Source organism: Gordonia shandongensis DSM 45094 (assembly GCF_000423025.1).
Classification (GTDB): Bacteria; Actinomycetota; Actinomycetes; order Mycobacteriales; family Mycobacteriaceae; genus Gordonia; species Gordonia shandongensis.
Genome location: NZ_AUHE01000002.1, coordinates 251,664 through 276,799 on the forward strand (window position 1 = coordinate 251,664; position 25,136 = coordinate 276,799).

Below are 25,136 nucleotides of genomic sequence, written 5' to 3' on the forward strand. Positions count from 1 at the left end.
CATGAGGCTGGTCTTCGCCGGTACGCCCGAAGTGGCGGTCCCGACTCTGCAGATGCTGCTCGACTCGTCCGACCACGACGTCGTCGGTGTCGTCACGCGCCCCGACACGACGGCGGGCCGGGGACGGCGCACCGTGCGATCCGAGGTCGGTGCGCTGGCCGACGCACACGGCCTGGAGGTCATCACGCCCCGGTCGATGCGCGACCCCGAGGTCGCCGACGCGCTGGGACGCTGGGACGTCGATCTCGGTGTGGTGGTCGCTTACGGGGGCCTGATCCCTCCGGAGATCCTCGACACTCCGTCGCGCGGGTGGATCAACCTGCACTTCTCGATCCTTCCCGCCTGGCGCGGAGCGGCGCCGGTGCAGGCCGCGATCGCCGCCGGCGACGAGATCACCGGGGCGAGCGTCTTCGCCCTCGAGGCGGGACTCGACACCGGGCCCGTGTACGGCACTCTCACCGAACCCGTCGGCGTCGCGGACACCGCGGGGGATCTGCTCGGGCGGCTGGCCCGGGCGGGAGCCGGCCTGGTCGGCGCGGTCGTCGACGGCATCGCGTCCGACGAACTGCGACCGGTCCCGCAGGACGTCGAGGGCGTCTCGCATGCGGCGAAGATCAGCGTCGAGGACGCCCGTGTGCGCTGGGACCTCCCCGCCCATCTCATCGATCGCTCGGTGCGCGCGCACACACCGTCCCCGGGTGCGTGGACGATGCTGGGTGACGACCGGATCAAACTCGGTCCGGTGACCCCGGTCGACGCCGCCGACGCCGCTCCGAGCGGGCTCGCCGCGGGCGCCCTCGCGGCCACCAGACGCGCGGTGTTCGTGGGGACCGCGTCGGGCACCGTGCGATTGAGCACCGTGCAGGCGCCGGGCAAGAAGGCGATGGCCGCCATCGACTGGGCTCGGGGCAGCAGACTGGACGGAACGGAGAAGTTCACGTGAACACCCACGGCGCCTCCCCACGGCGAGACGGCGGTTCCGGCGACGGCAAGTATCGGACGAAGTCCCTCGATCCGGCCCGTGTCGCCGCCCGAGACGTCCTGCGCGCGGTTCGTGAGCGCGAGGCCTATGCCAACCTGTTGTTGCCCGGCGTCCTGCGGGAACGACGCATCACCGGGCGCGACGCCGCCCTCGCCACCGAACTGACATACGGGACGGCACGGACGACCGGTCTGCTCGACGCGGTGATCACGGCCGCTGCGGGTCGGCCGGTCGCCGAGATCGACGGTCCGCTCGTCGACATCCTCCGACTGGGTGCGTACCAGCTGCTGCGCACCCGGATCGGCTCCCACGCCGCGGTCTCGACATCCGTCGACCTCGCGCGCAGCGAGAGCGGCATGGGGCCGTCGGGATTCGTCAACGCCGTGCTCCGGAAGATCAGCCAGCGCGACGAGCACCTCTGGGTGGAGGAACTGGCGCCGCCGATGGCCGAGGACCGGGTCGGGTACCTGTCGTTCGTCTACGCGCATCCGCGGTGGATCGGAGAGGTCTTCAACGAGGCGCTGGGCGGCTCGCTCGGCGAGCTCCAGGCCGCGCTCGCCGCGGACGACGAGCGGCCGATCGTCCACCTGGTCGCGCGACCCGGCCAGATCACCGCCGAGGAACTGTCGCTGATCACCGGGGGAGAGCAAGGACGGTACTCGCCCTACTGCGTCTATCTTCCCGACGGCGATCCGGGCGACATCGACGCGGTCCGCGAGGGATTCGCCGGCGTCCAGGACGAGGGCAGCCAGCTCGTGGCCGTGGCGGTGGGCCGCGCGGATGTCCCCGACGACACGGGCCGGTGGCTCGACCTGTGCGCCGGTCCCGGCGGCAAGGCCGCCCTGCTGGGGTCGCTCGCAGAGGTCTCCGGTGCGCACCTCGACGCGGTCGAGGTGTCGCCGCACCGCGCGGAGCTGATCGAGAAGGTCGTCGACGGACTCCCGGTGACGGTCCACGTCGCCGACGGACGTTCCTCGGGTCTCGCCGGAGGCTACGACCGCATCCTGGTCGACGCACCGTGCTCCGGTCTCGGCTCGCTGCGCAGGCGCCCCGAGGCGCGATGGCGTCGCCGCCCCGAGGACGTCGCAGACCTCGTGACACTGCAGATCGAACTCCTCACCGAGGCGGTGCGTCTCCTGCGTCCCGGCGGCGTGGTCGTCTACTCCACCTGCTCACCCCACCCGGCGGAGACGGTCGAGGTGCTGGCGGCCGTGACCGGGACCGACGCGTCGGTGAGCGTGATCGACGCCCGACCGCTGGTGGCCGGCGACGTCTTCGACCCCGCGACGCTCGGTCCGGGTCCACACGTGCAGCTGTGGCCGCACCGCCAGGACACCGACGCGATGTTCGTCTCCGCCCTGCGGAAGGACGTCTGAGCCGCACCGAGCAGAACGCGAGAGGCCCGTGCGGGGGACTTCGGGACGCGACGTCTGAGATTCTCGGTCCTCGACCGAATCGGCGCGGTTATGCTGTCCCGGCGGATCGATCGTCCGTCGCGTCATCAGACGCTCGCCGGAACAGCTTCGGCGAGAAGCCAACCCCAGGACGAAAGGGTCCCCCGCATGGTCTCTGCCGAATCCTCCTCGACGATCACCACGATCGAGGAGACGCTCGCTTCGATCGGGTCGGTCATCTGGGGGCCGTGGCTCCTCATTCCGCTGCTGCTCGGCACGGGCCTGTACTTGACGATCCGGTTGGGCGGGATTCAGTTCGTCCGGTTGATCGCGGCACTCCGACTGGGCATCCTCCGCCGTCGAGATCCGGACGCCGACGGTGACATCTCCCAGTTCCAGGCGTTGACGACGGCACTCGCGGCGACCGTCGGCACCGGCAACATCGTCGGCGTCGCGACGGCGATCGGTGTCGGCGGGCCGGGCTCTCTGTTCTGGATGTGGATCACCGGCCTGGTCGGCATGGCTTCGAAGTACTCGGAGGCCTACCTGGGTGTTCGATTCCGCACCACGGACTCCGCCGGCGAACGTAACGGCGGACCCCAGCAGTACCTGGAGCGCGGGATCCGCGGTCCGCTGGGCAAGCTCCTCGCCGGGTTGTTCACGGTCTTCACGATCTTCGCCTGCTTCGGCATCGGCAATATGACGCAGGGGAACTCGGTGGCCGTCAACGTGCGCGAGAGCACGTCGATCCCGACGTGGGTGACCGGACTGGTCCTCACGGTCATCGCACTGGCCGTCCTCGTCGGCGGGATCAAGTCGATCGGTCGCGTGACCGCCGGACTGGTTCCGGTGATGATCCTGTTCTATGTGCTGGCGGCGCTGTTCATCCTCGTCGCCAACATCGGTGAGCTGCCGCACGCCGTGGCCACGATCGTCACCGACGCCTTCACCGGGACGGCCGCCGCGGGCGGCTTCGCCGGGTCGGTGATCATCGTCGCCGTCCAGATGGGTGTGGCGCGCGGCATCTTCTCCAACGAATCCGGCATGGGGTCGGCGGCGATCGCGGCCTCGGCCGCGCAGACCTCGCATCCCGTCCGGCAGGGTCTGGTGTCGATGACCCAGACCTTCATCGACACGATCATCGTGGTGTCGATGACCGGTCTGGTCATCATCGTGACCGATGCCTACACGTTCGTCGGCGACGACGGTGACCAGATGTCTGCGGCGCTGATGACGAGCGAGGCCTTCACCGACGGCCTTCCGGGATCCTGGGGCCACTGGATCGTGACCATCGGCATCTCCCTGTTCGCGTTCTCCACGCTCCTGGGGTGGTCGTACTACGGCGAGCGGAACATGGAGAAGGTCTTCGGTCGGGCCTCGGTGATCCCGTTCCGCATCGTGTTCTCCCTGATCGTCTACGTCGGGTGTGTCACCGAGCTGACCGTCGTGTGGAACTTCTCGGACGTGATGAACGGACTGATGGCGCTTCCGAACCTCATCGGCCTGCTGATCCTGTCGGGTCTGGTCGCACGAGAGACCCGGGCCTACCTCCGGCACGACCCGAAGCTCGTCGCGACCACCGCCGAGGTCGAGGCGTTCATGGCCGACGATCCGGGTTATCGCGAATGGCGGCGAACGGAGGTCCCCGCGGCTGCGGAGAAGTGACGGGGATGCACGGCGGGTGACGCCGGTCAGCCCGTTAGACTGCCAGGCATGTGTACCGCCGGTCGCCCCGATCCGATGATCGCACCCTCCATCCTCTCCGCGGATTTCGCGAACCTGGCCGCGGAGGTCGCCGCCGTCGGCCCCTCGGCTGTCGACCCCGGCGTCGACTGGGTTCACGTCGACGTCATGGACAACCACTTCGTTCCCAACCTGACACTCGGCATGCCGGTGGTCGAGAGCCTCCTGAAGGCGACCGACATACCGTTGGACTGCCACCTGATGATCGAGAACCCGGGACGGTGGGCGCCGCCGTACGCGGAGGCCGGCGCCCACAACGTGACCTTTCACGCAGAGGCGTCGGACGATCCGGTCGCAGTGGCGCGGGACATCCGCGCGGCCGGCGGGAAGGCCGGGCTCGCGATCAAACCGGGCACCCCCTTGGAGCCGTATCTGGAGATCCTCGACGGATTCGACACACTTCTGGTGATGAGCGTGGAACCGGGATTCGGCGGTCAGAAGTTCATGCCCGAAGTCCTCGACAAGGTCCGCACGATCCGCGCGAAGATCGACGCCGGGGACCTGCGGCTCCTCGTCGAGATCGACGGTGGGATCAGCGCGTCGACGATCGAGCAGGCCGCCGAAGCCGGTGTCGACTGCTTCGTCGCCGGATCGGCCGTGTACGGCGGCGACGACCCGGCGGCGCGGGTCGCCGACCTGCGCCGACTCGCCACGCGCGCTCGCGAGGAGGCCTGATCGACACCGCCGCCGCGATGAGGCGTGCCCTCGACGAATCGCGGCGCGCACTCGGCGTCAGCTCCCCGAATCCCGCCGTCGGCGCGGTGATCCTCTCCTCGACCGAGGAACTCGTCGGGGTCGGCCGCACCGGACCTCCCGGCGGTCCGCACGCGGAGGTCGCCGCACTGCACGAGGCGGGTGCGGCCGCGCGCGGCGGCCGCGCCGTCGTCACCCTCGAGCCCTGCGACCACAAGGGTCGCACCGGACCGTGCACGGCGGCCCTCATCGACGCCGGGGTGACCCGCGTCGACTACGCGCTCGCCGACCCGAATCCGGAGGCCGGCGGCGGGGCGCGAACACTCCGCGCCGCCGGAGTCGCCGTCACCGCGGGGACACTGGCCGACGAGGTGTCGGCGGGGCCGCTGCGGTACTGGTTCCACCGGCAGCGCACCGGGCGCCCCTTCGTCACCGTCAAGACCGCGAGCACCCTCGACGGCCGGATCGCGGCGCCCGACGGGACGAGCCGATGGATCACCGGCCCCGCTGCCCGTGACCACGCGCACGACGTGCGCGGCGGTCTGGACGCCATCGTGGTCGGCACCGGCACCGTGATCGCCGACGACCCGTCGTTGACCGCACGCCACCGGGACGGCACACTGCGCGATCATCAACCGACACGGGTGATCGTCGGGCTCAGAGACGTGCCTTCCGGCGCCCGCGTCCGCGACGACGTCGCGCCGACCGTCCACGTTCCCAGTCGGGATCCCGCGGCGGTGCTCGAGGCGCTGCCCGAAGCCCTCCACGTCGTCGTCGAGGGCGGTCCGGCGATCATCGGGGCCTTTCTCGCGGCTGGGCTCGTCGACGAGATCCACTCCTATCTGGCGCCGACGGTGCTCGGTGCCGGACGCACCGCGGTCGACGACCCGACGGTGACGACTCTCGCCGCAGCCCACCGCTTCGTCCGGCGGCGGGTGGAGCCCCTCGGGGACGACCTGCTGGTGGTCCTGGACGCGGCCCCTTCCGCCGAGTCGTGCTAACTTCGTAAGTAGTTCTCGGGGCGGGGTGAAAGTCCCCACCGGCGGTGATGCCTCCCTGGCAGGGGCGAGCCCGCGAGCGCCTGCACCACGGTGCGGGGACGAGCAGACTTCGGTGAGAATCCGAGGCCGACGGTCACAGTCCGGATACGAGAGAACAACAGCGTGGTCGTGCCGTGTCTGTTTGTCCCGAGCGCAGGTGTGCGAAGGAGAGACGGTGTTCACGGGAATAGTGGAGGAACGCGGCCGGATCACGGCCCGCGAGGACCTCGACGAGGCGGCGCGGTTACGCATTCACGGTCCACGGGTGACCAGCGACGCAGCCTACGGCGACTCGATCGCCGTCAACGGAGTCTGCCTGACGGTCGTCGAGATCATCGACGGCGAGTTCACCGTCGACGTCATGGCCGAAACCCTCGACCGCAGCTCTCTGGTCGACCTCGCACCCGGGTCGCCGGTCAACCTGGAACGGGCGATGGCGGCGGACGGGCGGTTCGGCGGGCACATCGTGCAGGGCCACGTCGACGGAGTCGGCGACATCGTCCGGGTGACTCCGAGCGAGAACTGGACCGTGGTGCGCATCCAGCTCCCCGACACGCTGTCCCGCTATGTGGTGGAGAAGGGGTCGATCACGGTCGACGGCGTCTCCCTGACCGTGTCGGCCGTCGGCCGCGACGGACGAGGGGAGTGGCTCGAGGTCTCGCTGATCCCCACCACCCTCGCCGAGACCACCCTCGGCGCCGCGGGGCCCGGGGCCTCGGTGAACCTGGAAGTCGATGTGATCGCGAAATACGTCGAGCGTCTGACCGGCGCCCGTCCCGTCCGCGTGGAAGGCAGTGAAGAGCAGTGAGCGACCAGACCGGGAGTCAGCAGATCGGGGCGACGGATCCCGAATCGACGGCGGCGGAGTCGACGGCCACGGACTTGGCGGCCACGGAGTCGATGGCCACGGAGTCGAGGGCCACGGCGCCGCCCGTCGCCTTCGACACGGTCGAGCGGGCGATCGCCGACATCGCGGCGGGCCGCGCCGTGGTGGTCGTCGACGACGAGGACCGCGAGAACGAGGGCGATCTGATCTTCGCCGCCGAGAAGGCGACGCCGGAGCTCGTCGCGTTCATGGTCCGGTACACCTCCGGATACCTGTGCGTGCCGCTCGCCGGAGACGATTGCGACCGCCTCGGACTGCCGCCGATGTACGCGGTGAACCAGGACAAGCACGGCACGGCCTACACGGTGACCGTCGACGCTCGGGAGGGCGTCGGGACGGGGATCAGTGCCGCCGACCGTGCGACGACCATGCAGCGGCTCGCCGATCCGACGTCGACGGCGGGCGACTTCACCCGCCCCGGACACGTGGTGCCGCTGCGTGCGAAGGAGGGCGGGGTCCTGCGTCGCCCCGGACACACCGAGGCGGCGGTGGATCTGGCCTCCGCGGCCGGTCTGGCGCCGGCCGGCGTGATCTGCGAGATCGTCAGCCAGAAGGACCCGGGCTCGATGGCGCGCACCGACGAACTCCGAGTCTTCGCCGACGAGCACGAACTGGCCCTGATCTCGATCGCCGACCTCATCTCGTGGCGCCGACACAACGAGAAACACGTCCAGAAGGTCGCCGACGCCCGGATCCCGACGGAGTTCGGGACCTTCCGCGCCGTCGGATACGAGAGCGTCTACGACGATGTGGAGCACGTGGCGCTCGTGATGGGGGACATCACCGCAGACGACGGCCGGGACGTGCTGGTCCGCGTGCATTCCGAATGCCTGACCGGCGACGTCTTCGGCTCCCTTCGCTGCGATTGCGGGCCGCAGCTCCACGCGGCCATGGAGATGGTCGCCGCGGAGGGGCGCGGCGTGGTCCTCTACATGCGCGGCCACGAGGGCCGCGGCATCGGGCTGATGCACAAGCTGCAGGCCTACCAGCTTCAGGACGACGGGTCGGACACCGTCGACGCGAACCTCGAACTCGGCCTGCCCGCCGACGCGCGGGACTACGGCCTGGGCGCCCAGATCCTCGTCGACCTCGGCGTCCGGTCGATGCGACTGTTGACGAACAATCCGGCCAAGCGCGTCGGGCTGGACGGCTACGGTCTGCAGATCGTGGAGCGCGTGCCGATGCCGGTCCGGGCGAACGCCGAGAACCTGCGATACCTGCGGACCAAGCGCGACAGGATGGGCCACGTCCTCGACGGCCTCGACGACGTCGAGGTGGGTCCCTTCGACGGGAAGGGGGCCGGCGCATGAGCGGCAGCGGCGAGCCGACGCTGGAACTGGCCTCCGCCGGCGACCTGAGGGTGGCCGTCGCCGCATCGCAGTGGCATGACGTGATCTGCACGGCGCTGCTCGACGGAGCCGTCCGGGCCGCGGCCTCACACGGCGTGACCGATCCGACGGTGATCCGGGTGGCCGGCGCCATCGAACTCCCGGTGATCGTGCAGGCGCTCGCACGCACGCACGACGCCGTCGTGGCACTCGGCGTGGTCATTCGCGGGGAGACTCCGCACTTCGACTACGTGTGCGACGCCGTGACCGCGGGTCTCACCCGGGTCTCCCTCGACGAGTCGACGCCGGTCGGAAACGGCGTGCTCACGACACTCGACGAGGCGCAGGCTCTGGCGCGAGCCGGGTTGCCCGACTCATCGGAGGACAAGGGCGCACAGGCCATGACCGCGGCGCTCTCGTCGGCCCTGATCCTGAGGAGCCTGTGATGGCTCGGTCGTTCGCGACGCGGGACTTCGGTGAGGGGTCGATCCCCGCGGGGACCGAACTGACGTGGGACTACGAGTATCGACCGCGGTGGATGAACCGCGCGGTCGCCGTCGCCTGCGCGATCGTGATGATCATCCACATCACCTTCGGGCTGCTCCTGGACGTCTCGTACACGGGCGTCAACGTGCGGTGGGTCGACAAGGCCGCGCTCATCTGCGTCGGAATCCTCATCTGCGCCGTCCTGGTGTATCTGAGCCGGTCGCGGCTGCGGGTGGGCCCCGCGGGCGTCGGGGTTCGCAACATGGTCGGCGAGCGGATCTTCGGCTGGGATCAGGTGATCGGGATGGCCTACCCGGAGAAGGGGTTCTGCGCCCGGCTGCTGTTCCCGGGCGATGAGCACGTGCCCGTCATGGCCGTCCAGGCGCGGGACGCCGACCTGGCCGTCGAGGCGATGGGGCGATTCCGGGACCTGTACGAGCAGTACGCACCGGATCGGGGCGAATCCGGCGGCAGCGACTAGCCTGGGCGCCGTGGCTGATCCGACGTCCTACCGCCCGGCACCGGGCACCATCCCGGTCGATCCCGGGGTCTACAAGTTCCGAGATCAGCATCGCCGCGTCATCTACGTGGGTAAGGCCAAGAACCTCCGGCAACGGCTCACCTCGTATTTCGCGGATCTGACGACCCTGCACCCGCGAACGCGGCAGATGGTCACGACGGCGGCGTCCCTGGAATGGACCGTCGTCGGCACCGAGGTCGAGGCGCTTCAGCTCGAATACAACTGGATCAAGGAGTTCGACCCGCGGTTCAACGTCCGCTACCGCGACGACAAGAGCTATCCGATGCTCGCGGTGACTCTCAACGAGGAGTACCCGCGGGTGTTCGTCTATCGCGGCGCCCGCAAACCGGGAGTCCGATACTTCGGGCCCTACTCGCACGCCTGGGCGATCCGTGAGACGGTCGACCTGCTCACCCGGGTGTTCGGGGTGCGAACCTGCTCCAAAGGGGTCTTCCGGCGCAGCGAACAGATGGGACGCCCCTGTCTGCTGGGCTATATCGACAAGTGCTCGGCACCGTGCGTGGGACGCGTCAGCGCGCAGGAGCACCGGCAGATCGTCGATGACTTCTGTGACTTCCTGGCCGGTCGCACCGATGGTCTGATCCGCCGTCTCGAACGCGAGATGCTGCAGGCGTCAGAAGAACTCGACTTCGAGCGCGCGGCCCGGTTGCGCGATGACGTCTCGGCGCTGCGGCGGGCGATGGAGAAGCAGGCGGTGGTGCTCGGCAACGGCACCGATGCCGACGTGATCGCACTCGTCGGCGACGAACTGGAATCGTCGGTCGCCGTCTTCCACGTCCGCGACGGTCGAGTCCGCGGTGAGCGCGGATGGGTCGTCGAGGTACAGGAGAACGCATCGACCGCCGACCAGGTCGGCACGTTCCTCACCCAGTTCTACGGGGAGCAGACCGACATGAGTTCGGGGATTCCGCGCGAGGTGCTCGTTCCGGTGCTGCCCGACGACGTCGGACAGCGGGAGGCGTGGCTGTCCGAGCGGCGGGGAGCCGCCGTGCGGGTCCGTGTCCCGCAGCGCGGTGACAAGCGCACGCTGCTGCAGACGGTGGAGCGCAACGCCTCCGATGCGTTGGCCCGCCACAAACTGCAGCGGGCCGGAGATCTGACGTCCCGGTCGGCGGCGCTCACCGATCTGCAGGAGGCGCTCGGACTCGACGACGCTCCGCTGCGGATCGAATGCATCGACATCTCCCACGTGCAGGGCACCGACGTGGTGGCGTCGCTGGTGGTGTTCGAGGACGGGCTGGCCAAGAAGGCCGACTACCGTCACTATTCGATCCGCGAGGCGGCCGGCGACGGCCATTCCGACGACGTCGCATCGATTGCGGAGGTCACGCGGCGACGATTCAACAGGCACCGTCCCGGACAGGCCGCGGCACCACCCGTCGACGGTGAGACCGATGCGGACGATCCGGAGACCTCGCGGCGGGTGCGACGGTTCGCGTACCCGCCGAACCTGTTCGTCGTCGACGGCGGGGCCCCGCAGGTGCACGCCGCCGCCACGGTGCTCGATGAACTCGGCATCAGTGACGTCGCCGTCATCGGTCTGGCGAAACGACTCGAAGAGATCTGGATTCCGGGTGATGATGAACCGGTGATCCTCCCGCGCAACAGCGAGGCGCTGTTCCTGTTGCAGCGGGTGCGCGACGAGGCCCACCGTTTCGCGATCACCTTCCACCGAAGCAAGCGGAGCCGGCGGATGACGGCGTCGGCGCTCGACGGGATCGCCGGCCTCGGTGCCACGAGGCGTACGGCACTGGTGACCCACTTCGGCTCGGTCGCGAACCTGAAGAAGGCCGACGTCGGGGAGATCGCACAGGTCAAGGGGATCGGTCCGGCGACGGCGCAGACCGTGTACGAGGCGCTTCGCCCGGACACGGGCGGCCCGGTCGGTGCAGGCGACGATACGCACGGCGAGAAAGGCGACGAGATGAAGGACGCTGACTGATGTCGAACAATGACGCGGCGAACGGGACGACGGTGCTGTTCGTGACGGGGATGTCCGGCGCAGGTCGGACGTCGGTGGCCAATGTGCTCGAGGACGACGGCTGGTATGTCAGCGACAACGTTCCGGTGTCGCTGATCGCGCAGCTCGTCGAGATGGTGCGGACCAGCGAGGTCGGTGCGCAGCGCATCGCCATGGTGGTGCGGGCCGGCGACGTCGGCTTCAGCGACCGGGTCGCGGAGTTGCGGCGCGATCTGGAGGACGGCGGCGCCGACACCTCGATGATCTTCGTGGACGCCTCCGACGATGTTCTCGTGCGCCGTTTCGAGCAGGTGCGCCGCCGACATCCGCTCCAGGGTTCGGGCACCCTCGGCGAGGGCATCGCGGCAGAACGCGAGATCCTGCAGCCCGTGGCCGCTGTCGCCGACAAGGTCATCGACACGTCCAACCTCAGTGCGACCCGACTGCGGTCGATCGTCGAGAACGTCTTCCCGAGCGCCGCCGGTCGCCGCCTGACGATCGCCGTCCAGTCGTTCGGATTCAAGTACGGGCTGCCGATCGACTGCGATCTGGTCGCCGACGTCCGCTTCCTGCCGAACCCGTACTGGATCCCGGAACTGCGGGAGCACAACGGACGTGACGCCGCGGTGCGCGACTACGTCCTCGGTCAGGCCGACGCCGAGGAGTTCCTCGACCGCTATGTCGACCTGGTCGGCATCGTGGCGCGCGGGTACCTCCGCGAGGGCAAGGGATACATGACCCTCGGCGTGGGCTGCACCGGTGGCAAACACCGGAGTGTGGCCATGTCGGAGGCGTTGGCGCGACGCCTCCGCGAACAGATCGACTCGGGTGGTTCACCGGTGTACGACGTCGAGGTGACCCATCGGGACCTGGGGCGCGAATGACGGCCCCGGTCCACAGTGACGCCGTGACCGGCGAGGGCGCACTCCGGGCGGTGGCGCTCGGCGGTGGGCACGGCCTGTTCAACACCCTCACCGCGTTGCGCTATCTGACACCGGACGTCACGGCGGTGGTCACGGTCGCCGACGACGGCGGATCGTCGGGCCGATTGCGTTCGGAACTCGGTCTGATTCCCCCCGGGGACCTCCGGATGGCGTTGGCCGCGCTGATGGCGGCGCCGGCCGCGATCGCCGACCGGGAGGCGGTCGATCCGGTCTCGGCGCAACGGCACAGGGTGTGGGCAGACCTGCTGCAGCACCGGCTCGGCGGTTACGGCGCGTTGGCCGGCCACCCGGTCGGGAATCTGCTCCTCTCGGGAGTCAACGAAGTCACCGGAGACGTGGTCGCGGCGCTCGACGCCCTCGTCGACCTGTTCGACGTCGACGGCCGGGTGCTGCCGATGGCCGAGGTGCCGTTGGTGATCGAGGCCGACGTCTCGGGACTGGAATCCGATCCTCGGGTGAGCCGGGTGATCCGCGGTCAGGTCGCCGTCGCGACGACCCCGGGGAAACCGCGCCGTGTGCGACTGATCCCGGAGTCCCCGGCCGGGTGCGCGGCCGCCGCCGACGCGATCCGGAACGCCGATGTGGTGACCCTCGGGCCGGGATCGTGGTTCTCGAGTGTGATTCCGCACGTGCTGGTGCCCGACCAGCTGGCCGCGTTGAACGACACCGATGCGCGGAAGCTGCTGCTGGTGAACCTCGCCGCGGAACCGGGGGAGACCACCGGATTCTCGGTCGAACGCCACCTGCACGTTCTGCACGCTCATGCCTCGACGCTCCAGGTCGACGACGTGATCGTCGACGAGGCCTCGGTGCCCGCGGGACTCGAGCGCACGCATCTGGAACGTGCGGCGGGGCGGTTCGGTGCTCGTCTGCGCGTGGCCGATCTGGCCATTGCGGGGACATCCGTGCACGACCCGGCGAAGACTGCGGCTACGGTGAGGGCCATGCTCGGATGACGGGGCCGGTCGCGTTCGACGACCTGTTTCGGACGGCGGCGAGAGTCGTCGGCGACAGCGTCGGGACGATCTCGCTGTAGGCCGCATCCGACGGTCGGTAGAATCCGACAGCACATGCACAACCATCCCGAAGGCATATCCGCACCGTGCCTGGCGGGCGTTCCGCCGCGGGGGCCGGGACACGAGGGGACAGGAGGGCGCGGATCGTGGCGATGACCGGGGCAGTGAAGGATGAGTTGAGCCGACTGGCGGTGACTCAGATCAGCTGCCGGAAGGCCGAGGTGTCCGCACTGCTCAGGTTCGCCGGCGGACTCCACATCGTCGGCGGTCGCGTGGTGGTGGAGGCCGAAGTCGATCTCGGCAACGTCGCGCGCCGCCTGCGGCACGAGATCCACGCGCTGTTCGGTTACAGCGCCGACGTGCACGTGCTGCGCTCCGGCGGGGTGCGCAAGAGCGCCCGCTACATCGTTCGCGTCACCGACGACGGTGAGGCGCTCGCGCGGCAGACGGGACTCCTCGATCTCCGCGGCCGTCCCGTGCGCGGGCTGCCGGCCCAGGTGGTCGGGGGCAGTGTGGGCGACGCCGAAGCCGCCTGGCGGGGCGCCTTCCTGGCCCACGGTTCGCTGACCGAGCCGGGACGCTCGTCGTCGATGGAGGTCAGCTGCCCCGGACCGGAGGCCGCGCTCGCACTGGTGGGCGCGGCACGCCGACTCGGCATCACGGCGAAGGCCCGCGAGGTCCGCGGCACCGATCGGGTGGTGATCCGCGACGGCGAGGCCATCGGAGCATTGCTGACCCGCATGGGGGCCCACGAGACACGGCTGGTCTGGGAGGAGCGGCGCATGCGCCGTGAAGTCCGGGCCACGGCGAACCGACTCGCGAACTTCGACGACGCGACCCTCCGCCGATCGGCTCGAGCGGCGGTCGCGGCGGCCGCCCGTGTGGAGCGCGCGCTGGAGATACTCGGCGACGACGTGCCCGATCACCTCGTCTCGGCCGGGCGTCTGCGGGTGGAGCACCGTCAGGCCTCCCTCGAGGAACTGGGCCAGCTCGCGGATCCGCCGATGACGAAGGACGCCGTCGCCGGCCGGATACGTCGACTCCTGTCGATGGCCGACAAGCGGGCGCGGACCGAGGGCATTCCGGACACGGAGTCGGCGGTCACCGCCGACCTGCTGGATGACGCCTGACACCGTTTCGTGCGACCTTCCGCTGACCCCGCGGACTGCGACCATTAGGCTGGTGGCAACGGGCCGGATATTGCAGACGACCGGCTCTTCACTCACCGCTTAAGGAGCAACTTGTGACTGTTCGGGTAGGCGTCAACGGATTCGGCCGGATCGGCCGCAACTTCTTCCGTGCCGTCGAGGCGCAGAAGGCGCTCGGAACCACCGACATCGAGATCGTGGCCGTCAATGACCTGACGGACAATGCGACGCTCGCTCACCTGCTGAAGTTCGACAGCATCCTCGGCCGCCTGCCCCAGGACGTTCACCTCGAAGGCGACGACACGATCGTCGTCGGCGACGTGAAGATCAAGGCGCTGGAGGTCAAGGAGGGTCCTGCGGCCCTCCCGTGGGGCGACCTGGGCGTCGACGTCGTCGTCGAGTCGACCGGCATCTTCACCGCTCGCGCCAAGGCTCAGGGTCACCTGGACGCGGGCGCCAAGAAGGTCATCATCTCGGCCCCGGCCTCCGATGAGGACATCACGATCGTGATGGGCGTCAACGACGACAAGTACGACGGCAGCCAGAACATCATCTCGAACGCCTCCTGCACCACGAACTGCCTCGGACCGATGGCCAAGGTGCTCAACGACGAGTTCGGCATCGAGAAGGGTCTGATGACCACGATCCACGCCTACACGCAGGATCAGAACCTGCAGGACGGACCGCACAAGGACCTGCGTCGCGCTCGTGCGGCCGCGGTGAACATCGTGCCCACCGGCACCGGTGCCGCCAAGGCCATCGGCCTGGTGCTGCCCGAACTGCTCGGCAAGCTGGACGGCTACGCGCTGCGGGTTCCGATCCCCACCGGTTCGGTCACCGACCTCACCTCGGAGCTCAGGACGTCGGCCAGCGCGGAGGACATCAACGCCGCGTTCAAGGCCGCAGCCGAGGGGCCCCTCAAGAACATCATGAAGTACTACGACGCGCCCATCGTGTCGAGCGACATCGTCACCGATCCGCACTCCTCGCTGATCGACGCCGGGCTGACCAAGGTCATCGGGAATCAGGCCAAGACCGTCTCGTGGTACGACAACGAGTGGGGCTACTCCAACCGGCTCGTCGATCTCATCGGCCTCGTCGGGAAGTCGCTGTAGTCACATGGCAGTTCGTACTCTGGAAGACCTTCTGGCCGAAGGAGTGTCGGGCCGGGGCGTGCTGGTGCGCTCGGATCTCAACGTTCCGCTCGACGGCGGGACCATCACCGATCCGGGGCGCATCGCCGCGTCGGTGCCGACGATCGCCGCACTCGTCGACGCCGGCGCCAAGGTCATCGTCACCGCCCACCTCGGTCGTCCCACGGGCGAACCCGACCCGGCGCTCTCCCTCGCTCCGGTCGCCGCCCGACTGGCCGAGGAGTTGGGACGCAACGTTCAGCTCGCCGGCGACGTCGTCGGCTCGGACGCACTGGCGCGCGCGGAGGGACTCACCGACGGCGACGTCCTCCTGCTCGAGAACATCCGTTTCGATGCCCGCGAGACCAGCAAGGACGATGCCGAGCGCCGTGCGCTGGCGCGAGCGCTCGTCGAACTCGTCGGTGAGGACGGGGCCTTCGTGTCCGACGGTTTCGGCGTCGTGCACCGCAAGCAGGCGTCGGTCTACGACGTGGCGACCCTGTTGCCGGCATACGCCGGCGGACTCGTCGCCGCCGAAGTGGCGGTGCTGCGCAAGCTGACCTCGGAGGTCGAGCGTCCGTACGCGGTCGTTCTCGGCGGATCGAAGGTGTCCGACAAACTGGGCGTCATCGAGGCTCTCGCACCGAAGGTCGACACCCTGGTGATCGGCGGCGGGATGGCGTTCACGTTCATCAAGGCGCAGGGCAGCCCGGTGGGCGACTCGCTGATGCAGGACGACATGATTCCGACGTGCACCGACCTCCTCGACAAGTACGGCGACGTGATCCACCTGCCGCACGACATCGTCGTGGCCGACCGGTTCGCGGCGGACGCCGACACGAGCATCGCGATGACCCGGGACGGCTTCACCGAGGGGATGGGCCTGGACATCGGTCCGGGAACCGTCGATCGATTCGCGACCGTGTTGCGCGAGGCCAAGACCATCTTCTGGAACGGGCCGTCGGGCGTCTTCGAGTTCGAGAAGTTCGCCGAGGGCACCCGCGGGGTGGCCGAGGCGATCGTGGAGGCGACCCGCAACGGTGCGTACAGCGTGGTCGGCGGCGGCGACTCGGCCGCGGCCGTCCGTGCCCTCGGCATCCCGGACGAGGCGTTCTCGCACATCTCGACCGGTGGCGGTGCATCCCTGGAGTACCTCGAGGGCAAGGAGCTCCCGGGGCTGTCTGTTCTGGAGGTCAAAGCGTGAGCACGGAATCGCACGGCGGGCGAAAGCCGCTGATCGCGGGCAACTGGAAGTGCAATCTGAATCACTTCGAGGCGATCGCGTTGGTGCAGAAGATCTCGTTCGCGCTGCCGGAGAAGTACTTCGAGAAGGTCGACGTGACGGTGATCCCGCCGTTCACGGACATCCGGAGCGTTCAGACGATCGTCGACGGCGACAAGCTGCTGCTGAGCTACGGAGCCCAGGATCTGTCCGAGCACGACTCGGGCGCCTACACCGGCGAGATCAGCGGTGCGTTCCTGTCGAAGCTCGGCTGCAGCTACGTGATCGTCGGGCACTCCGAGCGGCGCAGTCTGCACGCAGAGTCCGATGACGTCGTCCTCGCGAAGACCAAGGCCGCACTTCGGCACGGACTCACACCGATCGTCTGCATCGGCGAGGGCCTCGAGGTGCGGGAGGCCGGCGATCACGTCGCGTACAACGTCGAGCAGATCACCGCATCGCTGGCCGGGCTCTCGGCCGAGGAGATCTCGAAGGTCGTCGTCGCCTACGAACCGGTCTGGGCCATCGGCACGGGTCGGGTCGCGAGCGCCGACGACGCACAGGAGGTGTGCGGGGCCGTGCGCGGCGCAATCGCCGAGCTGAGCGACGCCGGCACCGCCGCCGGCGTCCGGATCCTGTACGGCGGATCGGTCAACGCCAAGAACGTCGGCGAGATCGTCGGCCGGACCGACGTCGACGGCGCTCTGGTGGGCGGTGCATCGCTCAAGGCCGACGAGTTCGCGCAACTCTCGGCGATCGCCGCGGGCGGCCCGCTGCTGTAGGGCCCCGAACCCATCGCGTAGACTGTGGCAGGTCGTCTCCGACGGAGGCGACCTGCCTCGGTCGTCGCGCCGAGGCCGACCCGCTTCACCGACGCTACGACGAACAGGACCAACACCTCGTGACTATCGCGCTGAACACCGGTTTGTTCATCACCAGCGTGCTGCTGATCGTTCTGGTCCTGCTGCATCGCGCCAAGGGCGGCGGCCTGTCGTCGCTGTTCGGTGGTGGCGTCCAGTCCAGCCTGTCCGGCTCCTCGGTCGTCGAGAAGAACCTCGACCGGCTGACGGTGGTCGTGGGTCTCATCTGGTTCATTCTCATCGTCGCGGTCGGTCTCGACATCAAGTTCTCCTGACGTCGCGTTCTGCCGACGTCGAGTCCGCCTGACGGGGGCGTTCACCCGAAGTCGCGGGTCGCGCGGCTCGACGAACGCTCCGAGCACGGCTAGGCCCGGTGCCGTCCGACGGCTGCAGACGAGACCCGCGTCGCGGCTCGCGGACGTACGTTGGAGACATGACTGAACACGACCCGATCACCGACGCCGTCGCTCGCGCTGTCGCCACGCCGATGGTCGACCGCATCCGGGTCGATGACACCGGCCGAGCGCTCACCGAGCCGCTGCGCGACGACATCCGATTCCTGGGCGGCGTGCTCGGAGAGGTGATCCGAGAGCACGCCGGCGACGACATCTTCGCGCTCGTCGAGGACTCGCGACGCGACGCGTTCGGGATCCGGTACGCGCAGGTCGAGCGCGATGACCTGGCCGCACGGTACACCGGCCGCCCGGTCGAAGACCTCCTTCCCGTGATCAGGGCGTTCACGAACTTCGCCCTCCTGGCCAATCTCGCCGAGGACCTGCATCGCGAGCGCCGCCGCCGCATCCACCTGCGGGCCGGCGATCCACCGCAGGCCTCGTCCCTCGCCGCGACGTTCGGCGCCCTTGCGAGAGCTGGGCTCCGCGACGATCAGGTCGGTCGCGCTCTCGCCGAGGCCGACGTGGTGCCGGTGATCACCGCGCACCCCACCGAGACCCGACGTCGGAGCGTCTTCGACGCACAGAACCGGATCACCGAGCTCATGCGGGTGCGGGCACGCACCGAGCTCACGCCGGAGGAGGAGTCCGGTCTGCGGGCCGACATCGCGCGGCAGATCCAACTCCTGTGGCAGACAGCGCTCATCAGGATGCGTCGACTGACGATCTCCGATGAGATCACCACCGGGCTGCGGTATTACGGGGCCTCGTTCTTCGACGTGGTTCCGGCCCTGAACAACGACGTCCGCGACGCGTTGACCGCGGCGTACCCCGATGCGGGTCTGGACGGTGTGTCGATGATCTCCATGGGCTCGTGGATCGGCGGCGACCGCGACGGCAACCCGTTCGTGACCGGCGACGTGGTTCGGGAGGCGACGTCGAGTGCCGCCGCCACCGTGATGCGGCACCATCTCGACGAGTTGGCGGCGCTGCACCGGGAGTTGAGCCTCTCGGCGCGGCTGTTCGCCCCGGTCACCGAGGAGCTGACGGCGCTGGGGGCCGGGCAGTCGCCGGACGGCGGACCCGACGAGCCCGACGACGAGCCGTTCCGTTCGGCGATCACGGCGGTTCGCGGTCGCGTCCTCGCGCGTGCCCGGATAACGGTGGGGGAGGATGCCGTCGCACCCGGCGACCGCGACCTGGCCGCCGCGTCTCACCCGTACGCCGACGCCGCCGAGTTCCTCGCCGACCTCGACGTGATCGATCGAGCACTGCGGGCGGCGTCCGACGCCGCCGTCGCCGACGACCGTCTGCGCGCCCTGCGAGAGTCCGTGCGGACATTCGGATTCCACCTCGCGGGCCTCGACATGCGGCAGAACTCGGAGACCCATGAGGAGGTCGTCGGGGAGCTTCTGCAGTGGGCGGGCGCGTGCACCGACTACACCGCCCTCGCCGAGTCGGATCGGGTGGCGCTGCTGGTCGCGGAGCTGACCTCGCGGCGACCCCTGGCGACCCCGGACGCCGACCTCAGCGAGCTCGCCGATCGCGAGCTCGGTGTGCTCCGCGCGGCGGCCGACGCGGTCGGCACCTTCGGGCCCGCGACGGTCCCGACCTACGTCATCAGCATGTGCACGTCCGTCTCGGACATGCTCGAGGCCCTGGTGCTCCTCAAAGAGGTCGGGCTCTACCGGTCCGGTCGGTGTTCGGTGCGCATCGTTCCGTTGTTCGAGACGATCGAGGATCTCCGCGACGGCGCGCGGACCCTCTCCGCGGCTCTCGCGCTGGGCTTCTATCGGGAGCTGGTCGCGAGCCAGGACGACACACAGGAGGTGATGCTCGGGTACTCCGACTCCAACAAGGACGGCGGGTACCTGGCGGCCAACTGGGCGCTGTACCGGGCCGAACTGGATCTCGTGGAGGCGGCGCGCGCGGCCGACGTGCGCCTACGACTGTTCCACGGCCGGGGCGGGACCGTCGGACGCGGCGGCGGACCGAGCTACGAGGCGATCTTGGCGCAGCCGCCGGGAGCGGTGCGGGGCTCCTTGCGGCTCACCGAACAGGGCGAGATCATCGCCGCGAAGTACGCCGAACCGGTGAGTGCCCGGCGCAACCTCGAATCGCTGCTGGCCGCGACGATCGAATCGTCGTTGCTCGACGTGGAGGGGCTGGGAGATCGATCGGAGGTCGCGTACTCCGACTTCGACGAATTGGCGGATCTGGCGCGCGACGCCTACCGCGAACTGGTGCATCAGACCCCCGGCTTCGTCGAGTACTTCACGGCGTCGACGCCGCTGTCGGAGATCGGGGCGCTCAACATCGGCAGTCGACCGACCGCACGGAAGCAGACCACCGAGATCGCCGATCTGCGGGCGATCCCGTGGGTCCTCTCGTGGACGCAGTGCCGGGTGATGCTGCCCGGGTGGTACGGCGTCGGGACGGCGTTCGAGAAGTGGATCGGCGATGATCCCGATCGGCTGGCGACCCTCACCGAGTACTACCGCGACTGGCCCTTCTTCACCTCGGTGATGTCGAATATGGCGCAGGTCCTCGCGAAATCGGATATGGGGTTGGCTCATCGGTATGCGCAGCTCGTGCCCGACACCGACCTCCGCGATCGGGTCTTCGGGAAGATCGTGGACGAGCACGAACGGACTCTGGCGATGTACGCCGCGATCACCGGCAGCACCGACCTCCTGGCCGACAACGATGCGCTGAAGCGGTCCGTCTACAACCGGTTCCCCTACCTGGAGCCGCTCAATCTGCTGCAGGTCGAGTTGCTCCGACGATTCCGGTCGGGTGAGGACAGTCCACGCATCAGGCGCGCCATCCAGCTCACGATGAACGGATTGGCGACGGCCCTGCGCAACAGCGGCTGACCGGGATTCGAGATTCGGGCGGACCGCCGCTTCCGAAGGACCGACGGGTCGGAGCGTGCGGTCCGCTCAGCGCAGTCCGGCCGCCGCGGCACGATCGAGGAACCACACGGTGTTGTCCGTGCCGTGAGCGCCGGCGCACGGCCAGTCGTCGCGGGAGGCGCCACGCGCCGCCGCAGCCACTGCGTCGGCCTTCTCGGCCCCCGAGACGAGCAGCCACACCTCACGCGACCGGTTGACGACGGGGAAGGTGAGGCTGATGCGACGCGGCGGCGGTTTGGGGGAGTCGGTGACCGCGACGACCGGCCGCCGATCCTCGGCGGTGGCCTCCGTGTGCGGGAACAGCGAGTTGACGTGGCCCTCTCCGCCCATCCCGAGCAGGTGGACGTCGAAGACGAGGTCGTCGCCGATGAGACGTGCGTAGTCGGCGGTGGCGGCCGCGATGTCGTCGCCGAACTCACCGTCGGAGGGCGCGATGCAGTGGACCCTGGCCGGATCGACGGGCACGTGGTCGAGCAGCGCGGCGGCGGCCTGTCCCGCGTTGCGTTCGGGGTCGTCGGCGGGAAGGAAACGTTCGTCGCCCCAGTACAGCGCCACGCGCTGCCAGCTGATGTCGCCGCTGTCGTGCGCGAGACGCCGCAGCAGCGCGATCCCGTTCGTGCCGCCGGTGAGCGCCACGTGCGCCAGCCCGCGTGCCTCCTGGGCCGCGCTGACCGTCGCGATGAAACGTTCGGCGGCCGTGTCGATCAGTTCGTCGGACGTATCGAACACCAGATGCTCGACGGGGCGGGTCATCACTGCTCCTCGCGGATCACCGGCCGGGAAACATCGCCGGCCGCAAACCTGTCCGGCCGGGAGCCATCGCCGGCCGCAAATCTGTCTCACCACCAACCTAGCCGGTCACGAACCTGACGGCCGACAGACCCCGCAGCGCCACCTCGTACACCTCGTCGGCGTCCAGGCGGCGCAACTCTTCGGCCAGACACTCAGCGGTACTCCGTCGGGCGAACGCCGCGCGGCCGTCGGGATGCCCGGTGCTGCGCAGTACGCCGACCCCGGAATCTCCGACGCTCATCAGCAGTTCGGCCCCGCCGCGGTCCAGTCGAACCGACATCTCCTCGGACGTCCCCCGGTCGACGGGAATGCCGAGTTCACCGGCGAGCCAGCCGGCGAACAGGTCCAGACCGGCGATATGGCGCGGACCGCTCACGCGCGCCCCCGTCACGGCGGTGTGCGGCGGTCGATCGAGCGCCGAGACCAGCATGGCCCGCCACGGCGTGATCGCAGCCCACGCCAGATCGGTGTCGCCGGGACGGTACCCGGCGGCCCGGTCGGCGAGGAACGTCGCCGGATCGGTCACCGTGCGGCCATCGGTGATCCGTCGCGACGCCAGTCGACCGAGCCGGTTGTCGGCGGGATTCGCGGGCGCTCGGCCCGGCCACCACGTCACGACCGGAGTGTCCGGCAGCAGGAACGGCGTCACGACGGCGTGCGGATGCGCGGCGAGCGGTCCGATGAGGTCGAGGACGACGACCTCGGACGCGCCGGCGTCGCCGCCCACCCGGATCTGCGCGTTGAGGGTGGCCTCGCCGCGGGAGTCGCGGCGGTCGACGACGATGACGCGGCACGGATGCTCCCGGCTGGCCGCGTTGGACGCCTCGATCGCCGCCTCGGCATCGGTGTCGTCGTCGATGTCGATGATCAACGTCAGCACGCGTCCCAGCGTCACCGCGCCGCCGGTCCGGCGCACCGAGACCAGCTTCTTGCTGATCTCGATCGTCGACGTGTCGGGAAGATCAACGATCACGGCCGCCTCCACAGTCGTCCGGTCCGGCTCAGCATCTCATCGGCGCACGCCGGTCCCCAGGAGCCGGACTCATACTCCTCGGGCGCACCGCTCTGAGCCCACTGCTCGAGGACGGGATCGAGGATCTGCCAACTGAGCTCGACCTCCTCGTCGACCGGGAACAGGGACGGCTCGCCGAGCAGGACGTCCAGGAGGAGCCGCTCGTAGGCCTCCGGCGACGAGACGGTGAAGGCCTCGCCGTACGAGAAGTCCATGTTGACGTCGCGAACCTCCATGCTGCTGCCGGGCACCTTGGAACCGAAGCGCAGGGTCACCCCCTCGTCGGGCTGAACGCGGATCACCAGGGCGTTCTGTCCGAGTTCCGCCGTCATCGTGTCGTCGAACGGGAGGTGGGGCGCCCGTTTGAACACCAGGGCGATCTCCGTGACCCGGCGGCCCAGTCGCTTACCGGTCCGCAGGTAGAAGGGCACGCCCGCCCACCGGCGAGTGTCGACCTCCAGCGCGATCGCCGCGAACGTCTCGGTCGTCGAATCGGGGGAGAAACCCTCCTCGTCCTTGAGTCCGACGACCGGTTCCGAACCCTGCCACCCGGGACCGTACTGACCGCGGGCAGAGTTCTCGGCGATCGGCAGGATGTTCCGCGTGGAGGAGAGGACCTTGATCTTCTCGGTCTGCAGATGCCGCGGCGAGAACGACACCGGCTCCTCCATCGCGACGAGCGCGAGAAGCTGGAGGAGATGGTTCTGGATCACGTCGCGGGCCGCACCGATTCCGTCGTAGTAGCCGGCGCGCCCGCCGAGCCCGATGTCCTCGGCCATCGTGATCTGAACGTGGTCGACGTAGTGTGCGCTCCACAGCGGGTCGAAGAGCTGGTTCGCGAATCGCAGCGCGAGGATGTTCTGGACGGTCTCCTTGCCGAGGTAGTGGTCGATCCGGAAGACCGAGTCCTCCGGGAACACGCTGCCGACGAGGGCGTTGAGCTCCCGCGCGCTCGCCAGATCGTGCCCGAAGGGCTTCTCGACCACGACGCGACGCCAGTTGTCGCCGTTCTGCTCGGTCATGCCGGTACGTCGCAGTTGACTCAGCACCGTCGGAAAGGCCTTCGGCGGGATCGACAGGTAGTAGGCGTGGTTCCCGTCGGTGCCGCGTTCCCTGTCGAGTTCGGCGAGCGTGTGCTGCAGGGTCGCGAAGGCGTCGTCGTCCTCGAAGGTGCCGGAGACGAAACGGATGCCCTCGGACAGGCGTTCCCAGACCTCGGCGCGGAACCCCGTCCGGCAGTGCGCCTCCACCGCATCGCGGACCACCTGTGCGAAATCCTCATGCGCCCAGTCCCGTCGCGCGAATCCGACCAGTGCGAAGCTCGGCGGAAGCAGACCGCGATTCGCCAGGTCGTAGATCGCCGGCATCAGCTTGCGGCGCGCCAGGTCGCCGGTCACCCCGAAGATGACGAGTGCCGACGGCCCGGCGATCCGCGGCAGGCGCGTGTCGTGCGGGTCCCGGAGTGGATTGGTCCAGGTCGCCGTGCTGCCACCGTTCACCGCATGCACCTTCCGATCAGGATCGGGACGCGTCGAGTTGATTCTGCGTGGCGTCGAGGAGCTCGGCCCACGCCTCCTCGAACTTGGCGACCCCCTCGGTCTCCAGCAGATCGAAGACATCGGCGAGGTCGACGCCGGCGGCGCTCAGCGCGTCGAATACCTCGCGCGACTCGGCTTCCCGGCCGACGATCGACTCGGTGTCGACCCAGCCGTGATCGGCGAAGGCTTCGAGCGTCGCGACCGGCACGGTGTTCACGGTGTTCGGTGCGACGAGCTCGCTGACGTAGAGGGTGTCCGGGTAGTCCGGGTTCTTCGTGCCGGTGGACGCCCAGAGCGGACGCTGGGGGAGGGCGCCGTGGCCTTGCAGGTCGGGGAACCTCGTCTCGGTCTCGAAGACCTCCCGGTACGCGGCGTAGGCGAGTCGGGCGTTCGCCAGCCCCGCCTTCCCCCGCAGATCGAGCGCTTCGGGGGTGCCGACGGCGTCGAGACGCTTGTCGATCTCGCTGTCGACGCGGGAGACGAAGAACGAGGCGACCGACGCGATGGAGGCGACATCGTGCCCGTTGCGCAGGGCCTGGTCGAGACCGTCCAGGTAGGCGTCCATCACCTCGCGGTACCGCTCGACCGAGAAGATGAGCGTGACGTTGACGCTGATGCCCTCGGCGATCACGCGCGCGATCGCGGGGACCCCGGCCGCGGTGGCCGGGATCTTGATGTAGAGGTTGGGCCGGTCGACGAGCTTCCACAGCTCGATCGCCTGAGCCACGGTCTCGTCGGTCCTGGTCGCGAGTCGGGGATCGACCTCGATGGACACACGGCCGTCGAGGCCGTCGGTCGCCGCGAAGACCGGGGCGAGGACATCACAGGCGGCACGGACGTCGTCGGTGGTCAGCGCGGTGATCGCGGCGTCCACGGATGCGCCGCCGGCCGCGAGTCGGCCGATCTGCTCGGCATAGGCGTCCGATGAGGTGATCGACTTCTGGAAGATCGACGGGTTGGTCGTCACCCCGACGATCGAACGGGTGTCGATGGCCTCCCGGAGCCCACCGGAGTCGATGAGATCCCGGGAGAGGTCGTCGAGCCAGATCGAGACACCGGCGGCCGAGAGGTCGGCGAGCCTGGAATTCTGAGACATGAGCGGACTCCTATC

At 69.2% G+C, this 25,136-nt stretch carries 22 protein-coding genes and 1 riboswitch; of the genes, 18 read left to right on the plus strand and 4 right to left on the minus strand.

All coding sequences use genetic code 11. From position 1 onward, the window contains the following. Position 1: 1 nt before the first annotated feature. The 18 genes from fmt (at position 2) to ppc (ending at position 20,644) form a co-directional block, all read left to right on the plus strand. A complete protein-coding gene (fmt, locus tag G528_RS0104020; protein ID WP_026917851.1) occupies positions 2-943 on the plus strand; it encodes a methionyl-tRNA formyltransferase in 942 nt (313 codons plus the stop codon). Beyond that, a complete protein-coding gene (locus tag G528_RS0104025; protein ID WP_026917852.1) occupies positions 940-2,358 on the plus strand; it encodes an RsmB/NOP family class I SAM-dependent RNA methyltransferase in 1,419 nt (472 codons plus the stop codon). The genes fmt and G528_RS0104025 overlap by 4 nt, the downstream gene beginning before the upstream one ends. A 213-nt stretch (positions 2,359-2,571) precedes the next feature. Continuing rightward, on the plus strand, positions 2,572-4,041 hold the full coding sequence (locus G528_RS0104030) for an alanine/glycine:cation symporter family protein (protein WP_211220599.1): 1,470 nt from the start codon (positions 2,572-2,574) through the stop codon (positions 4,039-4,041). 48 nt (positions 4,042-4,089) lie between these two features. Next, positions 4,090-4,794, plus strand: coding sequence for a ribulose-phosphate 3-epimerase (rpe, locus tag G528_RS0104035; protein WP_026917854.1), 705 nt, complete (start codon positions 4,090-4,092; stop codon positions 4,792-4,794). Positions 4,795-4,811: 17 nt separating this feature from the next. Further along, on the plus strand, positions 4,812-5,813 hold the full coding sequence (gene ribD / locus G528_RS0104040) for a bifunctional diaminohydroxyphosphoribosylaminopyrimidine deaminase/5-amino-6-(5-phosphoribosylamino)uracil reductase RibD (RefSeq protein WP_051198251.1): 1,002 nt from the start codon (positions 4,812-4,814) through the stop codon (positions 5,811-5,813). A gap of 7 nt (positions 5,814-5,820) precedes the next feature. After that, positions 5,821-5,973: riboswitch (FMN riboswitch) on the plus strand. A 54-nt stretch (positions 5,974-6,027) separates the two neighbouring features. Beyond that, positions 6,028-6,660, plus strand: a complete 633-nt coding sequence (locus tag G528_RS0104045; RefSeq protein ID WP_026917855.1) for a riboflavin synthase — start codon at positions 6,028-6,030, stop codon at positions 6,658-6,660. Between the two features lie 92 nt (positions 6,661-6,752). After that, positions 6,753-8,048 (plus strand): bifunctional 3,4-dihydroxy-2-butanone-4-phosphate synthase/GTP cyclohydrolase II, encoded by a 1,296-nt coding sequence (locus G528_RS0104050; RefSeq protein WP_156890354.1) that lies wholly within the window; start codon positions 6,753-6,755, stop codon positions 8,046-8,048. Beyond that, positions 8,045-8,512, plus strand: a complete 468-nt coding sequence (gene ribH, locus G528_RS0104055; RefSeq protein WP_026917857.1) for a 6,7-dimethyl-8-ribityllumazine synthase — start codon at positions 8,045-8,047, stop codon at positions 8,510-8,512. Before G528_RS0104050 ends, ribH begins: the two co-directional genes overlap by 4 nt. After that, positions 8,512-9,033: a PH domain-containing protein gene (locus tag G528_RS0104060; RefSeq protein ID WP_084638017.1), complete on the plus strand. Its 522-nt coding sequence runs from the start codon at positions 8,512-8,514 to the stop codon at positions 9,031-9,033. Before ribH ends, G528_RS0104060 begins: the two co-directional genes overlap by 1 nt. 10 nt (positions 9,034-9,043) lie before the next feature. Further along, the gene (gene uvrC, locus G528_RS16325) at positions 9,044-11,035 is read left to right on the plus strand and encodes an excinuclease ABC subunit UvrC (protein WP_051198253.1); all 1,992 of its coding nucleotides are present in this window, start codon (positions 9,044-9,046) and stop codon (positions 11,033-11,035) included. Beyond that, complete coding sequence (rapZ, locus tag G528_RS0104070; RefSeq protein ID WP_026917859.1) at positions 11,035-11,937, plus strand: RNase adapter RapZ; 903 nt, start codon at positions 11,035-11,037, stop codon at positions 11,935-11,937. Before uvrC ends, rapZ begins: the two co-directional genes overlap by 1 nt. Beyond that, the gene (locus G528_RS0104075) at positions 11,934-12,953 is read left to right on the plus strand and encodes a gluconeogenesis factor YvcK family protein (protein WP_051198255.1); all 1,020 of its coding nucleotides are present in this window, start codon (positions 11,934-11,936) and stop codon (positions 12,951-12,953) included. Before rapZ ends, G528_RS0104075 begins: the two co-directional genes overlap by 4 nt. A 212-nt stretch (positions 12,954-13,165) precedes the next feature. Next, positions 13,166-14,143, plus strand: a complete 978-nt coding sequence (gene whiA, locus G528_RS0104085) for a DNA-binding protein WhiA (RefSeq protein WP_035718844.1) — start codon at positions 13,166-13,168, stop codon at positions 14,141-14,143. Between the two features lie 113 nt (positions 14,144-14,256). Further along, a complete protein-coding gene (gap, locus tag G528_RS0104090) occupies positions 14,257-15,276 on the plus strand; it encodes a type I glyceraldehyde-3-phosphate dehydrogenase (protein WP_026917862.1) in 1,020 nt (339 codons plus the stop codon). Positions 15,277-15,280: 4 nt separating this feature from the next. Further along, on the plus strand, positions 15,281-16,498 hold the full coding sequence (locus G528_RS0104095; RefSeq protein WP_026917863.1) for a phosphoglycerate kinase: 1,218 nt from the start codon (positions 15,281-15,283) through the stop codon (positions 16,496-16,498). Continuing rightward, positions 16,495-17,298, plus strand: coding sequence for a triose-phosphate isomerase (tpiA, locus tag G528_RS0104100; RefSeq protein WP_026917864.1), 804 nt, complete (start codon positions 16,495-16,497; stop codon positions 17,296-17,298). Before G528_RS0104095 ends, tpiA begins: the two co-directional genes overlap by 4 nt. Before the next feature lie 119 nt (positions 17,299-17,417). Beyond that, positions 17,418-17,651 carry a preprotein translocase subunit SecG gene (secG, locus tag G528_RS0104105; protein ID WP_026917865.1) on the plus strand — a complete coding sequence of 78 codons (234 nt, stop codon included), beginning with the start codon at positions 17,418-17,420 and terminating at the stop codon, positions 17,649-17,651. A 158-nt stretch (positions 17,652-17,809) separates the two neighbouring features. After that, positions 17,810-20,644, plus strand: a complete 2,835-nt coding sequence (gene ppc, locus G528_RS0104110; RefSeq protein ID WP_026917866.1) for a phosphoenolpyruvate carboxylase — start codon at positions 17,810-17,812, stop codon at positions 20,642-20,644. 66 nt (positions 20,645-20,710) lie between these two features. Here ppc and pgl read toward each other — a convergent pair whose 3' ends face one another. From pgl to tal, 4 genes are all read right to left on the minus strand, one after another. After that, complete coding sequence (pgl, locus tag G528_RS0104115; protein ID WP_026917867.1) at positions 20,711-21,436, minus strand: 6-phosphogluconolactonase; 726 nt, start codon at positions 21,434-21,436, stop codon at positions 20,711-20,713. 97 nt (positions 21,437-21,533) lie between these two features. Next, on the minus strand, positions 21,534-22,448 hold the full coding sequence (locus G528_RS0104120; RefSeq protein ID WP_211220593.1) for a glucose-6-phosphate dehydrogenase assembly protein OpcA: 915 nt from the start codon (positions 22,446-22,448) through the stop codon (positions 21,534-21,536). Next, positions 22,445-23,986 (minus strand): glucose-6-phosphate dehydrogenase, encoded by a 1,542-nt coding sequence (gene zwf, locus G528_RS0104125; protein WP_026917869.1) that lies wholly within the window; start codon positions 23,984-23,986, stop codon positions 22,445-22,447. Before zwf ends, G528_RS0104120 begins: the two co-directional genes overlap by 4 nt. A gap of 16 nt (positions 23,987-24,002) precedes the next feature. Further along, positions 24,003-25,121: a transaldolase gene (tal, locus tag G528_RS0104130; RefSeq protein WP_026917870.1), complete on the minus strand. Its 1,119-nt coding sequence runs from the start codon at positions 25,119-25,121 to the stop codon at positions 24,003-24,005. Positions 25,122-25,136 lie beyond the last annotated feature (15 nt).